14 protein-coding genes are annotated in these 14,943 nt (G+C 67.5%); 4 read left to right on the top strand and 10 right to left on the bottom strand.

Annotation, left to right across the window (positions count from 1 at the left end):
- Positions 1–55: 55 nt before the first annotated feature.
- Both sucD and sucC read right to left on the bottom strand, forming a co-directional pair.
- Positions 56–958, bottom strand: coding sequence for a succinate--CoA ligase subunit alpha (gene sucD, locus EXE63_RS21065; RefSeq protein WP_168143541.1), 903 nt, complete (start codon positions 956–958; stop codon positions 56–58).
- Between the two features lie 14 nt (positions 959–972).
- On the bottom strand, positions 973–2,136 hold the full coding sequence (sucC, locus tag EXE63_RS21060) for an ADP-forming succinate--CoA ligase subunit beta (RefSeq protein WP_105362490.1): 1,164 nt from the start codon (positions 2,134–2,136) through the stop codon (positions 973–975).
- Between the two features lie 275 nt (positions 2,137–2,411).
- Between sucC and EXE63_RS21055 the strand changes: the two genes are divergently transcribed.
- Entirely contained in the window at positions 2,412–3,503 is a 1,092-nt protein-coding gene (locus EXE63_RS21055; RefSeq protein ID WP_168143540.1) for a M23 family metallopeptidase, read from the top strand.
- Positions 3,504–3,537: 34 nt separating this feature from the next.
- Positions 3,538–4,098: a hypothetical protein gene (locus EXE63_RS21050; RefSeq protein ID WP_168143539.1), complete on the top strand. Its 561-nt coding sequence runs from the start codon at positions 3,538–3,540 to the stop codon at positions 4,096–4,098.
- A 31-nt stretch (positions 4,099–4,129) separates the two neighbouring features.
- On the opposite strand, the gene pcrA is transcribed toward EXE63_RS21050, so the two are convergent.
- Positions 4,130–6,469, bottom strand: coding sequence for a DNA helicase PcrA (gene pcrA, locus EXE63_RS21045; protein WP_168143538.1), 2,340 nt, complete (start codon positions 6,467–6,469; stop codon positions 4,130–4,132).
- Positions 6,470–6,553: 84 nt separating this feature from the next.
- Here pcrA and EXE63_RS21040 point away from each other — a divergent pair, with 84 nt between their 5' ends.
- On the top strand, positions 6,554–6,811 hold the full coding sequence (locus EXE63_RS21040) for a chorismate mutase (RefSeq protein ID WP_105362487.1): 258 nt from the start codon (positions 6,554–6,556) through the stop codon (positions 6,809–6,811).
- A 7-nt stretch (positions 6,812–6,818) separates the two neighbouring features.
- On the opposite strand, the gene EXE63_RS21035 is transcribed toward EXE63_RS21040, so the two are convergent.
- Positions 6,819–8,267, bottom strand: coding sequence for an NAD-dependent succinate-semialdehyde dehydrogenase (locus EXE63_RS21035; protein ID WP_168143537.1), 1,449 nt, complete (start codon positions 8,265–8,267; stop codon positions 6,819–6,821).
- A gap of 50 nt (positions 8,268–8,317) precedes the next feature.
- Between EXE63_RS21035 and pgi the strand changes: the two genes are divergently transcribed.
- Positions 8,318–9,967 (top strand): glucose-6-phosphate isomerase, encoded by a 1,650-nt coding sequence (gene pgi, locus EXE63_RS21030; protein WP_168143536.1) that lies wholly within the window; start codon positions 8,318–8,320, stop codon positions 9,965–9,967.
- Here the strand turns inward: pgi and EXE63_RS21025 are convergent.
- The 6 genes from EXE63_RS21025 to EXE63_RS21000 form a co-directional block, all read right to left on the bottom strand.
- The gene (locus tag EXE63_RS21025) at positions 9,964–10,497 is read right to left on the bottom strand and encodes a hypothetical protein (RefSeq protein WP_168143535.1); all 534 of its coding nucleotides are present in this window, start codon (positions 10,495–10,497) and stop codon (positions 9,964–9,966) included. The two genes, pgi and EXE63_RS21025, sit on opposite strands and share 4 nt — an antisense overlap.
- Complete coding sequence (locus EXE63_RS21020) at positions 10,494–10,781, bottom strand: helix-turn-helix transcriptional regulator (protein ID WP_168143534.1); 288 nt, start codon at positions 10,779–10,781, stop codon at positions 10,494–10,496. Before EXE63_RS21020 ends, EXE63_RS21025 begins: the two co-directional genes overlap by 4 nt.
- Positions 10,782–10,936: 155 nt before the next feature.
- On the bottom strand, positions 10,937–11,332 hold the full coding sequence (locus tag EXE63_RS21015; protein WP_436277633.1) for a hypothetical protein: 396 nt from the start codon (positions 11,330–11,332) through the stop codon (positions 10,937–10,939).
- Between the two features lie 85 nt (positions 11,333–11,417).
- Complete coding sequence (locus EXE63_RS21010; protein WP_168143533.1) at positions 11,418–12,167, bottom strand: SDR family oxidoreductase; 750 nt, start codon at positions 12,165–12,167, stop codon at positions 11,418–11,420.
- A 41-nt stretch (positions 12,168–12,208) separates the two neighbouring features.
- Positions 12,209–13,432, bottom strand: a complete 1,224-nt coding sequence (locus EXE63_RS21005; RefSeq protein WP_234904206.1) for a threonine/serine exporter family protein — start codon at positions 13,430–13,432, stop codon at positions 12,209–12,211.
- Positions 13,425–14,939: an MFS transporter gene (locus tag EXE63_RS21000; RefSeq protein ID WP_234904205.1), complete on the bottom strand. Its 1,515-nt coding sequence runs from the start codon at positions 14,937–14,939 to the stop codon at positions 13,425–13,427. Before EXE63_RS21000 ends, EXE63_RS21005 begins: the two co-directional genes overlap by 8 nt.
- Positions 14,940–14,943: the final 4 nt, after the last annotated feature.

Genomic DNA, 14,943 nt, shown 5'->3' with positions numbered 1-14,943 from the left:
TGGATTTGGGGCCATTTGGTGGGGGTACCTCCCACTTGCGGGGGACTGCTCGCAGCTAAAGAGACTTCAGCAGCTCGCGCGCCTTGGCGGCGGTCTCCGACGGGGTCTTGCCGACCTTCACGCCCGCGGCCTCCAGGGCCTCCTGCTTACCGGCCGCGGTGCCAGCACCGTCAGACACGATGGCGCCGGCGTGGCCCATCGTCTTGCCCTCGGGAGCGGTGAAGCCCGCGACGTAGCCGACAACCGGCTTGGTGACATTGGCCTTGATGTAGGCCGCGGCCTTCTCTTCGGCGTCGCCACCGATCTCGCCGATCATCACGATCAGCTTGGTCTCGGGATCCTTCTCGAATGCCTCGATGGCGTCGATGTGGGTGGTGCCGATGACCGGGTCGCCGCCGATGCCGATGGCGGTGGAGAAGCCGAGATCGCGCAGCTCGTACATCATCTGGTAGGTCAGGGTGCCGGACTTGGAGACCAAGCCGATCGGTCCCTTGCCGGTGATGTTGTTCGGCGTGATGCCGACCAACGACTCTCCGGGGGTGATGATGCCGGGGCAGTTCGGCCCGATGATCCGGGTCTTCTCACCCTTCTCCACGTTGTAGGCCCACGCGTACGCGCTGTCCTGCACCGGGATGCCCTCGGTGATGACGACCAGCAGACCGATCTCGGCATCGATGGCCTCGATGATCGCGTCCTTCGAGAAGGCCGGTGGCACAAAGGCGATCGACACGTCGGCGCCGGTCTCCTTCATGGCTTCGGCGACGCTGCCGAATACCGGCAGTTCGATGTCGTTGCCGTCTTTGTCGACATGCGACACGGTGGTGCCGGCCTTGCGCGCATTGACGCCACCGACGACCTGGGTGCCGGCCTTGAGCATCAGCTTGGTGTGCTTGGTGCCTTCACCGCCGGTGATGCCCTGGACGATGACCTTGGAATCCTTGTTCAGGAAGATAGACATCTTTGGTGGCTCCCTTACTTGTTGGCCAGCTCGGCGGCCTTGTCGGCGCCGGCGTCCATGGTGTCGGCCTGGATGACCAGGGGGTGGTTGGCCTCGTCGAGGATGCGACGGCCCTCTTCGACGTTGTTGCCGTCCAGGCGGACCACCAGCGGCTTGTTCGCACTGTCGCCGAGCTTCTTGAGCGCACCGACGATGCCGTTGGCGACCGCGTCGCAGGCGGTGATGCCGCCGAACACGTTGACGAAGACGCTCTTGACCTGGCTGTCGCCCAGGATGACGTCGAGACCGTTGGCCATCACCTCGGCCGAGGCGCCGCCGCCGATGTCGAGGAAGTTGGCGGGCTTCACGTTGCCGTGACGCTCACCGGCGTAGGCGACGACGTCCAGCGTCGACATGACCAGACCGGCACCGTTACCGATGATGCCCACCTCGCCGTCGAGCTTGACGTAGTTGAGGTCGTTCTCCTTGGCCTTGAGCTCGAGGGGATCGGTGGCGTCCTTGTCCTCGAACTCGGCGTGGCCGGGCTGCCGGAAGTCGGCGTTCGCGTCCAGGGTGACCTTGCCGTCCAGGGCCAGGATCTGATCGTCGGGCGTGCGCACCAGCGGGTTGACCTCCACCAGGGTGGCGTCCTCACCGATGAAGACCTCCCAGAGCTTCTGGATGGTCACGGCCGCGGCGTCGAGCACCTCGGCGGGCAGGTGGCCCTTCTCGGCGATCTCGCGCGCGAAGGCCAGATCGACACCCTTGACGGCGTCGACGGGCACCTTGGCCAGGCGCTCGGGCTTGGTCGCGGCGACCTCTTCGATCTCCATGCCACCCTCGACCGAGCACATGGCCAGGTAGGTGCGGTTGGAGCGGTCGAGCAGGAAGGAGATGTAGTACTCCTCGGCGATGTCACTGGCCTCGGCGACCAGCAGCTTCTTGACGATGTGGCCCTTGATGTCGAGGCCCAGGATGTTGGTGGCGTGCTCCAGGGCGTCGGCGGGAGTGGCCGCGTACTTGACGCCGCCGGCCTTGCCGCGGCCACCGACCTTGACCTGAGCCTTCACCATGACCGGCTTGCCGATCTCCTCGGCGATCGCCTTGGCGTCCTCCGGCGAGTCGGTGACCCGGCCGGGCGTAGTGGGTACGTTGTGCTTGGCGAACAGCTCTTTCGCCTGGTATTCGAACAGATCCATGAGCTTCCTAAATCGCGTCGGTGCGAACTGACTTCTGAAGTGGGCCGCCGGACCGGCCGGAAGGCCGCGACAGGCTCGCTGGCACTGTATCCACCTCGGTGTCGGCCGCCGTCATCGCCCACCGCTCATGTGGTACATCTCACCGGACCCCGTTGGTGATACAAGTCACAATCCCGGTGGGAATGCTCACTTGAGTTGCCACCAACATTGGGATTTGGTTAACGTGCCTACTGGTCTTGATAACGGACAGGTCACGACGCGAAGGGCACTCCAGGTTGGCTGAGCACAGTGCGTCCCGCACCCTCCGGGGGGTAGCGACGAAAGGGCTCTCCACCCAACGCCCCGCAGAAGTCACCGACATCATCCCGTTCAATGAGTTCGGCGACCTCCATGACCTGGACTTTCGCGATAGTTCCGCGTTCGACAAAGAACAGCGTGTGATCGCCGCCCCCGAACTCGACGACCTTCACGACACCGACGACCTGGTGCCGTTGCGGCTCCTCATCCCGAGCGAATTCCGGTCACGGACGACGCCGACCGGCGATGCCGGCGATGATCACGGTTCGTCGCACGCCTATCGCGATAGTCACACCGACCTCAGCGACGGCAACGCCCTCACCGATGTGATCGACATGCGCGGTGGCCCCCTGCAACGCAGCGGCGGCGCCCACCGTAAGCAGACCGTCGGTGCGGTCAAGAGCCGCCTGATGATCGCGGCCATGGCCGCCGGCGCGACCGCCTCGGGCGCGTACTCGCTGAGCAACCCGGAGAGCACCCCGACCACCGACACGGTGCTGGCCGCAGACAACGCGCTCATCAACGGCGCCGCCATCAGTGGCTCCCCCGAGGGCATGCAGATCGTCGCGGTCCAACCGGTCGCCTCAGGGGCGATCCACGCCGAGGAGATCACCAAGGCCGCCGCGTTCGCGCAGGAGCGCGCCGAGCGCGAGGCCCGCCTGGTGCGGCCGCTCTTCGCGATGCCGACCAAGGGCGTGTGGACGTCCGGCTTCGGTTACCGCTGGGGCGTGCTGCACGGCGGCATCGACATCGCTGGTCCGATCGGCACCCCGATCATGGCGGCCAGCGACGGCGTCGTCGTCGAGGTCGGCCCGACGGCCGGTTACGGCGCGCTGGTGAAGTTGCGCCACTCGGACGGCACCGTGACGCTGTACGGCCACATCAACACCTGGCTGGTCAGCAAGGGACAGCGGGTGATGGCCGGCGACCAGATCGCCACCATGGGCAACCGCGGCAACTCGACCGGCCCGCATCTGCACTTCGAGGTGCTGACGAACGGCTCCAACCGGATCGACCCGGTGCCGTGGCTGGCACAGCGGGGGCTCAGCCCCGGCAGCTACGTCGGCTGACAATCCACGCCGGCCGAAAAGCTACGTTGGACGGGTGACCCCGGATCCACCCGAACCGCCTGCTGATCAACCTCGCATCATTCGCCGGACCCCCACCGGTTCCTTTCCCACGCTGAACCCTCCCTCGTTGGGTGACGACCGCACGTCCTTGTTGCGTACCCCTGCCGAGGCGGGACAAACCACCTACATCCCGCGGCCCGTCCCGGTCGCCGTCCCCTCGCGACGGTCACCCGGGCCCGCCACCGCCATCGCGGCCGCCGTGCTGAGCATCCTGTCCGGCTGGGCCACCGCCGTCATCGCGACCGATCTGATCGCCGGGTGGTGGAACACCGATCTGCTGTTCTGCATAGCCATCGGATTCCTCACCGCCATCTCGGCCGCCGCCGGTATCGGTGGGCTGATTGCGCTGCTGCTGCAGCGCCGGATGGGACGGCTGTTGATCGCCGTCGGCGCCGCCATCGGACTGCTGATCTTCGGCAGCCTGTTCCTGGCCGGCGCCAAACTGCACCCGGTGGTGTACGCGATGCCGCTGTTGCCGGTCTCCGCGATCGTGCTCGCCCTGTTGCCGAGCACCCGCGAGTGGGCGCGCAGCTGATCCCCCGGTCGCTGCGCTCCAGCCCGCCGGTCTAGAGCTTCTGCACCGGCGCGTGGTTGTGCATCAGCTTGACGCGCCCGGCACTGCCGAAGTCGATGAGTGACATCGCCGACTCCCCCATCCCGGAGACCTCTTCCACGCGGCCCAGCCCGTACTTGTCGTGGGTGACCCGGTCCCCGGGCTCCAGCGTGATGATCGCCCGGTTGCGCGCCTTCGCCGGGACCGGCGCCGGGCGTGCACTGTCGGCGAACCGTCCGACCCGCGGGGCGCTCAGCGCCGCCGACGGGGCCTCGACGCGGCGCCAGTTGATCAGGTCCTCGGGGATCTCGCGCAGGAACCGCGACTCCGGGTTGAGCATCGGCTGCCCCCAGGAGGAGCGCACCTTGGCCCGGCTCAGGTACAGCCGCTGCCGGGCGCGGGTGATCCCGACATAGGCCAGCCGGCGTTCCTCGGACAGCTCGGTCGGGTCCCCGAGTGCCCGCATGTGCGGGAACATGCCGTCCTCCCAGCCGGTCACGAAAACGACCGGGAACTCCAGACCTTTGGCGGTGTGCAGCGTCATCATGGTGACCACGCCGGATTCGTGTTCGGGGATACCGTCGGCGTCGGCGACCAGCGATACCCGCTCCAGGAACTGGGCCAGCACGCCGGTGTCGGGAACATCCTCGTCCTCGGGCATACCTTCTTCGTCGCGCAACGCCTGCGCGTTGGCCAGGTCGATGCTGAATTCGTGTGCGACGCTGACGAGTTCGTTCAAGTTGTCCAGCCGCGCCAGGTCCTGCGGGTCGCTGGAGGCTTCGAGTTCGCGCCGGTATCCGGTGCGGTCCAGCACCGCCTCCACCAGATCGCCGAGCTCACCGTCCAGACCGCCGCGCAGGCTGTCGAGCAGCTGGGTGAACGAGGCGATGGCCTTCTCCGAGCGGGTGTTCAGCATCGGCACCCGGCCCTCGGCGGCGGCCTGCAGGGCGTCGTTGAAGCTGCCGCCGGTGTTCTCGGCGTACACCGCCACGCAGGCTTCGGCGCGGTCACCGATGCCGCGGCGCGGGGTGTTCAGGATGCGCCGCATGCTCACCGCATCGCCGGGGTTGTCCAGCACCCGCAGGTAGGCGACGATGTCGCGGATCTCTTTGCGCTCGTAGAACCGCACCCCACCAACGACTTTGTACGGGATCCCGGCGCGGATGAACACTTCTTCCAGCGCCCGCGACGAGTTGTTGGTCCGGTAGAAGACCGCCACATCGGAATAGTTGACCTGGTGGCCGTCGGCCAGCGCGTCGATCTCCTCGGCGACGAAGCGTGCCTCGTCGTGCTCGTTGTCGGCGACATAGCCGACGATCAGTTCACCCTCACCGGAGTCGGTCCACAGCCGCTTCTCGCGACGCCCGGCATTGCGGGAGATGACAGCGTTGGCAGCGTTCAGGATCGTCTGCGTGGAGCGGTAATTCTGTTCCAGCAGAATCGTGGTCGCGTTCGGGTAGTCGCGCTCGAAATCCTCGATATTGCGGATGGTGGCCCCGCGGAACGCATAGATCGACTGATCGGCGTCGCCCACCACACACAGCTCGCCGGGTGTCACACCGTCCTGGGTTGTCTCCACGCCGACGAGCTCACGCACCAACATGTACTGGGCGTGGTTGGTGTCCTGGTACTCGTCGACCAGGATGTGCCGGAACCGCCGCCGGTAGTACTGGGCGATCTGCGGAAAGGCTTGCAGCACAGCGACTGTCTCACCGATGAGATCGTCGAAGTCCAGGGCGTTGGCCGCCCGCAACCGGCGCTGGTACTCGCCGAACACCGAAGCCACGGTCTTGGACATGTCGTCGGCGGTCTCGGTGAGATCGGCGAGCGCCTGGTCCGGGTCGATCAGCTCGTTCTTCAGGTTGGAGATGCTGTTGGCCAACAGCCGCGGCGAGTACCGCTTGGTGTCCAGGCCCATGTCCTTGGCGATCATCATGAGCAGCCGCCGCGAGTCGTCGGCGTCATAGATGGAGAAGTTGGAATTCAGCCCGGGCAGCAGCGAGGCCTGGTTGCGCAGGATCCGCACGCAGGTGGCGTGGAAGGTGGACACCCACATGCTCCGGGCGCGCGGCCCGATGAGTGCCACGACACGTTCGCGCATCTCCGCGGCGGCCTTGTTGGTGAACGTGATGGCCAGCACCTGGCCGACGCCCACCTCGCGGGCGGCCAGCAGATAGGCGATGCGCCGGGTGAGCACCGCCGTCTTGCCCGACCCGGCACCGGCCACGATGAGCAGCGGGGACCCTTCGTGCAGTACGGCCTGGCGCTGCTGCGGGTTGAGCCCGTCCAGCAGCTGGTCGGTTTCGGAGGCCCCACCGGAAGCGTGAGCTGGTGCGTGAGAAAGCGATGTCATTTCGGTCTCGAATCTACCGCTGAACGGTGACATCCCCGTGACCCGGCTTTGCACCGAATCTGCGTCGGGTGGCACACTCGGTTCGTGTCACCCGAGCCCGCCGCCAACATCGACGATCTGCGTCTGGAGATCGACGAACTGGACGCCACGATCCTGGCCGCGGTGCAACGCCGTACCGAGGTTTCCCGGATCATCGGCAAGGCCCGGATGGCCTCCGGTGGCACCCGGCTGGTGCACAGCCGGGAGATGAAGGTCATCGAGCGCTACAGCGAGCTCGGCCCGGAGGGCAAAGACCTGGCCATGCTGCTGTTACGCCTGGGCCGCGGCCGGCTCGGCCACTAGCCCCAACTCAGGGCGTGAAGGCGATGTACTTGGTCTCCAGGTACTCCTCGATACCTTCGGAGCCGCCCTCGCGCCCGAACCCGGATTCCTTGATCCCGCCGAACGGGGCGGCCGCATCCGAGATGACGCCGCGGTTCACCCCGACCATGCCGGCCTCGACGGACTCCGCCACCCGCAACGCCCGGTCGAGTGACTGGGTGTAGATGTAGGACGCCAGGCCGTATTCGGTGGCATTCGCCGCAGCGATGCCCTCCTCCTCGGTGTCGAAACCGGTGATCGGCGCGACGGGCCCGAAGACCTCCTCCTTGAGGATGCGGGCGTCGGCGGGAACATCGGCCAGCACGGTGGCCGGGTAGAAGTGCCCCGGCCCGCCGGGCGCTACCCCGCCGACGGCCACCTCGGCGCCGCGCGCCACCGCGTCGGACACCAGGTCGGCGACGATGCCGAGCTGCTTGGCCGAGATCAGCGGGCCCAGCGTCGACGAATCCTCCAGGCCGTTGCCCAGGGTGTACTCGCTCATCCGCTTCACCAGCTTGTCGGTGAACTCCGCACGCACCGCGTTGGCCACGTGGAAGCGGTTGGCGGCGGTGCACGCCTCGCCGCCGTTGCGCATCTTGGCCAGCAGGGCGCCCTCGACCGCGGCGTCGACATCGGCGTCGTCGAACACCACGAACGGGGCGTTGCCGCCCAGTTCCATCGAGGTCCGCAGCAGCTTGTCGCTGGACTGTTTCACCAGCGCCTTGCCCACCCCGGTCGACCCGGTGAAGGTCAGTTTGCGCAGCCGGCCGTCGTCGATCAGGGCGCCGGTCAGCTCGCCGGGCTTGGTGGTCGGCAGCACCGACAGCACACCCTTGGGCAGCCCGGCCTCGTCGATCAGCTTGGCCAGCAGCAGCATGGTCAGCGGCGTCTCCTGGGCGGGCTTGACCAGCATGGTGCAGCCGGCGGCCAGAGCCGGGCCGATCTTGCGGGTGCCCATCGCCAGCGGGAAGTTCCACGGGGTGATGGCGTAGCAGGGGCCGACGGGCATCTTGGTGACCAGGATGCGGCCGGTGCCCGCCGGTGCCTGGGTGTAGCGGCCGGCGATGCGCACCGCCTCCTCGGCGAACCAGCGGAAGAACTCGGCGCCGTACTTGACCTCGCCGCGGCTCTCGGCGATCACCTTGCCCATCTCGAGGGTCATCAGGGTGGCGAGGTCTTCGCTTCGCGCGGTGAGGGTTTCGAAGACCGAACGCAGGATCTCGCCGCGTTCGCGGGCCGGGGTGGCGGCCCAGTCGGCCTGTACCGCCGCGGCGGCGTCCAGCGCGGCGATACCGTCCTGCGCTCCTGCATCGGCCACCGAGGTGATGACCTCGTCGGTCGCCGGGTTGAGCACGTCGAAGGTGGACGAGCCTGCCCGTTCCTCACCACCGATCCACAGACCGGTCGGCACGGATGCAATCAAGTCTTCAATGCGCATACATCCATCATGTACACCCTCGATCCGGGCGCCGCACTAAGGTCAGAAGAATGAGTGCTGACATCACCGAAACGGCCGCATGGCATTCGCTGCAACGCCACCACGACGCGGTGGCGCCGAAGAATCTTCGGGAGCTCTTCGCCGAGGACCCGGCCCGCGGCACCGAACTGACGCTGACCGTCGGGGATCTCTACATCGACTACAGCAAGCACCGGGTGACACGCGAAACCCTGGGCCTGCTGGCCGATCTGGCCAGGGCCGCCGACCTGGAGGGCCGCCGCGCGGCGATGTTCTCCGGCACCCACATCAACACCTCCGAGGACCGCGCGGTGCTGCACACCGCCCTGCGCCTGCCCAAGGGCGCCGAACTGGAGGTCGAAGGGCAGGACGTCGTCGCCGACGTGCACGAGGTGCTCGACGCGATGGGCACGTTCACCGACCGGTTGCGGTCCGGCGAGTGGACGGGCGCGACGGGTGCGCGGATCGCCTGCGTGGTGAACATCGGGATCGGCGGCTCGGACCTGGGTCCGGTGATGGTGTACGACGCGCTGCGCCACTACGCCGACGCCGGCATCTCGGCGCGGTTCGTCTCCAACGTCGATCCCGCCGACCTGGTCGCCACGCTTGACGGTCTCGACCCGGCGACAACACTTTTCGTCATCGCCTCGAAGACGTTCTCCACGTTGGAGACGTTGACCAACGCCACCGCGGCGCGACGCTGGCTCACCGAGGCGCTCGGCGATGACGCGGTGTCCAAGCATTTCGTGGCGGTGTCGACCAACAAGAAGCTGGTCGACGAGTTCGGTATCGACACCGACAACATGTTCGGCTTCTGGGACTGGGTCGGCGGCCGGTACTCGGTGGACAGCGCGATCGGCCTGAGCGTGATGGCGGTGATCGGGAAGGAACGGTTCGCGGAGTTCCTGGCCGGCTTCCATCTGGTCGACGAGCACTTCCGCACCGCGCCGCTGGCCGAGAACGCGCCGGCGCTGCTCGGCTTGATCGGCCTCTGGTACAACAACTTCTTCGGTGCGCAGTCCCGCGCGGTGCTGCCCTACTCCAATGACCTGTCCCGGTTCGCGGCGTACCTGCAGCAGCTGACGATGGAGTCCAATGGCAAGTCGGTGCGCGCCGACGGCACGCCCGTCACCACCGACACCGGTGAGATCTATTGGGGCGAACCGGGAACCAATGGACAACACGCCTTCTATCAGTTGCTGCACCAGGGCACCCGGCTGATCCCCGCCGATTTCATCGGGTTTTCCCAGCCCACCGATGATCTGCCGACCGCCGACGGCACCGGCAGCATGCACGACCTGTTGATGAGCAACTTCTTCGCCCAGACCCAGGTGCTGGCCTTCGGCAAGACCGCCGAGGAGATCGCCGGCGAAGGCACGGCAGCCGACGTCGTCCCGCACAAGGTGATGCCGGGCAATCGCCCGACGACGTCGATCCTGGCGACCAAGCTGACGCCCTCGGTGGTGGGCCAGTTGATCGCGCTCTACGAGCACCAGGTCTTCACCGAGGGTGTGATCTGGGGGATCGACTCGTTCGACCAGTGGGGTGTGGAGCTGGGCAAGACCCAGGCCAAGGCGCTGCTGCCGGTCCTCACCGAGGATGCGTCACCGGCCGAGCAGACCGACAGCTCCACCGATGCCCTCGTACGCCGTTACCGCAAGGAGCGAGGCCGCACCGCCTAGTCCTCCGGATCGGGATCCGTCCGCGTCCAACCGAGGATCATGGCGGGCAGGCAGCCGCCGATGAGCAGGACCGTCAGCGCCATCAGCCCGCCGGCATACGCCATGTCGGTATCGGTGCCGTCGGTGATCGTGGAACCGAAGATCAGGTACCCGATGGGCAGCATCATCAGGTACTGCGTCGCGGTCAGCCCGATGGATCGGGCGCTGTTGCGTTGGGCGATCTCGAATTCGTCGAGCGCGGCCTCCGGCGCGTCACCGCGCCTGCCCGAGACCAGTTGCAGCACGGTCCACATCGGGAAGAACGCGACGCAGGCCGGCAGCCACAGCAGCGGCGCCCACCACAGGCCGAACGCGCACAGCACCGCGACGGCTGCCATGAACGCGAACGTCACCGCCAGTCCGATCACGAGCATCCGCCGGCGGCGGCGGTTGCGCCACGTGGGCAGTGAATTGGCATATGTGCGTTCCTGTTTCAGGAACCGTCTGGTCCGAAAATCCTGGTACCTGTCGAGGATGCTCGTCTCGGTCACGGCCGTGTCCCTTCCGCTCGTTGCCTGTTTCCATAGAGTTCGGCCGACAGTGGCGTGAACGGTTCTCGGGAGAACACCGCCTCCACCGGCAACTCGAAGACGTCGCAGATGCGGAACGCCAGGTCAAGGCTCGGGTAGTGGTCGCCTCGCTCCAGCGCACCGACGGTCTGCGGGTTGACGTCGATCAGCCCGGCGAGCTGCACGCGTGTCATGCGCCGCTCGGCGCGCAGCACGCCGATGCGGTTGTGAATGGGAAGCTGCTCCCCACGACGCACCGGACTCATGCAATCTATTGTTAGGAAAACCCAACACTCTGTCAAACAACTGGAACAGTCTGGGCGAGGACGGCAAGTAGCTCGCCCCCGATACGCGAAATGGCCGTCCCCGGATCAGTCACCGGGAACAGCCATTTCGTGAAGCTCGGGAGCGTTGTTAGCTATCAGGGGGCGGGGATGGTGGCGCACCCGACGCCCGGAATGCACCCACTGGCGCCACCGGGACCGGCGCTACCGACCGGGCCGCCGGGGATCCCACCGCTGGCGCCGCCTGGGCCGGCAGTCCCGCCCGGACCACCCGGAATCGAGCCGGATGCCCCCTCGGGGCCGGCCGTACCACCGGGGCCACCGGGAATCACGCCACTGGCGCCACCGGGACCGGCTTCACCGGCCGGGCCACCGGGGATCGCCACATCGGCGCCACCCGGGCCCGCGGTACCGATGCTGGCACACGGCTTGCCATCGGGGTTCCAGCACGGCGGCGGAGCGGGCTCGGCTCCGGCGATCGGCGAGAACGCGATGGCCGCTCCCGCGGCACCGGCGAACACAAAGGTCGTCATCTTCGTCAGTTTCACCATCATGGAAGAACGGTTACCACCGGCCTAGCTGGGCTAAACATCGCGAAAACAGAAATTCTCGACGACGTCAGGCGAACCGTTTCGTGTACTTCGGCGGCAGCAGCCGCATGATCTGCGTGATCGGCGCCCACGGCCAGGACGGCACCACTGCGCGCCCCTTTTCCTTCTCGATGGCCTCGACCATCTTGCGGACACCGGTCTCGTTGTCGACCATCAGCAGGGTGGTCGCCGACTTCGCGGTCATCTCGGACTCGATGTAGCCGGGCTCGATGACGGTGATCCGGATGGGCCCCTTGTCGTACTCGGCGCGCAGGGACTCCCCCAGTGAGGTCATTCCGGCCTTGCTGGCACAGTAGGCCGCCTTGCCGCCGGGCACCCCGGTGTTTCCGAGCACCGACGAGATCAGCACGAGGTGTCCGCCGCCGGATTTCTTGAACATCTCCAGCGCGGTCTCGATCTGCACCATGCCCGAGATCAGGTTGGTGTTGATGGTGGCCTTGTTGGCCCACGGCTTACCTTCGCCGAGCGGCCAGCCCTTGCCGATTCCCGCGTTGACGATGACGCGGTCGATGCCGCCGAGTTCGTCGGACAGTTCGCCGAACACCCGCGGGATGGCCTCGTGATCGTCGACGTCGAGGGCGGCGATGGCGATCTTGGCATAGGGGTGCTTGTCGAGGATCTCGGCGCGCAGTTCTTCGAGGCGCTCGACGCGGCGGGCACACAGTGCCAGGTCCCGGCCCTTGGCCGCGAAGGCACGCGCCATTCCGGCGCCGAGGCCCGAGCTTGCACCGGTGATGAGGATCTTCTGGCGGGTCATGGCAGCAGGATAACCGAGTTATACATCTTGGGAGAAGACCGTCACAGCTCGGTCGTCGATTCGGGGTCCGTTCCACGGCGCGCAAACGTGTTCCAGGCTGCGAATCCGCTGGTGAATCCCAACGCGATCGACATCATCGACACCAGCATCACCGTGATCGCCGCACTGCCCTGCCCCGATGCCAGTTCGGCGACCCCGATCATCCCGATCGAGCTGGGCACCAGCAGCCAGAACCCGGGGGCGAGCATCACCTGGGCCACCGGTGTCATCGACAGTCTGCTGAGTGCCAACGCACAGAGGATCAGGATGAGCCCGCCGCCGAAGCCGCTGACATACCCGCCGAACGCCGCGTTGGTCAGCACCTGGGCGCCGTACGCGGTGAACAGGACCAGCATCAGCCACGGGGCGAAGCCGCGGGGCGGCCCGAGGTGCAGGGTGATCGCGACGGCATACACGGCGACACCCAGCCAGGGCGCCCAGCTACCGAGCGTGTTGACGGGGGCATCGGCGAGCTCCGACCAGGACAGCCCGAGCAATTGGACGGCCAGCAGGATCCCCAGCGCCAGTTGTGCCAGTCGCATCAATCCGGCCATCAGCCGCGCCGATCCGGACACCATCTCACTGGTCGACGATTCGATGACCGCCAGCGTGATCGCCACCCCGGGCAGGAACAGCGTCAGCGGCGCGATCAGCACCCGCAGGCTGTCGTGCCCCATGTGCAGCAGCCGCCCGAGACTGAAGGCGACATAGGTGACCAGGAATGCGCTGAGTACCGGCAGCAGTTGGCGCAACGCGGCATTCTTGCGGGTCGCCAGCTCCAGCAGTCCGACGATCAACCCGAAACCGGTGGCGGCGATCAGCGACACCACCGTCGGTTGCAGGATCAGCCCGTAGGCGGCACTTTGCAACCCGTAGCCGATCACCCCGACCCAACTGGGGAAGCGCCGCGGTAGCGCGTGGATGCGATCCAGCTCGGCGATCCCCTCGACCGGGTCGACCCGGCGGCGCTGGGCCTGCTCCGCCAACTCGCCCAACGGGAAGGTCTGGTCGTAGCGCAACGCGGCACCACGCACCACCGTGGTGTGGTGCCGGTCGCCGGCCTGGATGAAGTTCGGCAGCACCAGCACCGGGCACTCTGTTTCCTGCCGGGCGGCCACCCGCTCCAGAGCAAGGCGAACCATCGTCACCGGATAGTCCGCGCTGAGCATCGCCGAGCCGAGCCGGGCGATGAACTCGATGGCGGTGGGGTCGTCGGCGTCAGGCACGGGCGGGCCTCATCAGAATCAGCGCCGCCACGATGGCCGCCAGCGGCACCGCGGTCAGCGTCCAGCCGAGCGTATGGATGGCGTCGATCATGCTCGCGTGCGCACCGTCGACCACCTCACGGGCCCGCTGCGGGTCCAGCACGTTGGTGCCCGCGGCCGAACCGGCCCCGCCGTGAGCCGCCCGCAACGCCTCACGCGCCTGCTCCTCGCTGATCCCGGTGCCGGCGAGCTTGCCGGCCGCGGAGTGCACGAAGACGCTGGTGCCGATAAGCGCGAACAGCGCCGGCCCCATCGAGTACGCCGCTTGTCCGACAGCACTTTTCACCGCGGCGACCGCGCCGCTCAGCTCGACCGGCGCGGTCTGCAGCATGACGGTGGCCTCGATGGTCTCGACGACGGCCGCGCCGACGGCGTTGAAGGCCACCGCGGCGAACAGCACCCACAGTGAGCTCTGCTCGCCGAGCCGGGTCACCACCAGCAGTCCCGCGACCAGCAACAGCAGCCCGCCGACGAGCACGCCGCGCTGCCCCAGTCGGACCGCGGCCCGGCCGGCCGCCGCGGCCCCGACGGCCGACAGCAGCGCGGCGGGCGCCATGAGAAGGCCCAGCGCAGTGGGTGATTCGCCGCGGACTGCGACGAGGTAGAAGGCCAGCAGCACCGTCACGCCGCCGCTGAGGAAGTTGAAGGCGATGCCGGCGAAGACGGCGGCATTGAACGGCCCGGAGGAGAATATCCGCAGGTCCAGCGCGGGGCTCGGAGTGCGTCGTTCGAAGATCACGAAGGCGACCGCGGCGACCAGCCCGACGGCCAGCGACCCGATCACACCCGCGTTCAGACCGCTCTGCAGCCGGGAAAGTCCGAAGACCGTCCCCGACAGTGCGACGGCCACCAGCAGCAGACCGACAACGTCGAGCCGGCGCTCGGCGCGTGGTGTCTCCGGCACGTACCTGCGCACCATGGCCAGCGCGACCAGCGCCAGGACGGGGGCCACCAGAAAGCAGGTGCGCCAACCGAAGTGTTCGGCGAGCAGGGACCCGATGGCCGGCATCGGCACCGCAGCGACGAATCCGGCCCCCAGATGCAGTGAGATCGCGGTGGCCCGCCGCTCGGGCGGGAAGACGACGTTGACGATGGCCAGCGCCAATCCCAGTTGCAGGGCGAATGCCAGTCCCACCCCGGCGCGGGCGGCGATCAGCACCCCGGCGTTCGGCGCCGAGGCGGCCAGCACACCGAACACGACGGTGCCCATCAGGCCGAGCGAGAACATCCGCCTCATGCCGAATTTGTCCCCGAGTGCGCCGGCTCCGAGCACGCCCGCCGCCAGGGACAGGGTGGCCACGCTGGCGACGAAGCTGGCGGTGCCCGGCGACAGCGCCAGCCCCTCCCGGACCGCCGAGATGTTCGCCGACAGGATCACCGGATCCGCGGCGGTGATGCTGGCGCCCAGGCCCGTCGCCACAATCGTCATCGTCGCGGCGGTGCCGGACACCACGTGCGGACGGGTCACGGCT

Source organism: Mycolicibacterium frederiksbergense (assembly GCF_012223425.1).
Taxonomy (GTDB): domain Bacteria; phylum Actinomycetota; class Actinomycetes; order Mycobacteriales; family Mycobacteriaceae; genus Mycobacterium; species Mycobacterium frederiksbergense.
Note: the sequence above shows the minus strand (reverse complement) of the source record. Positions and strands in the feature narration are given on the sequence as shown.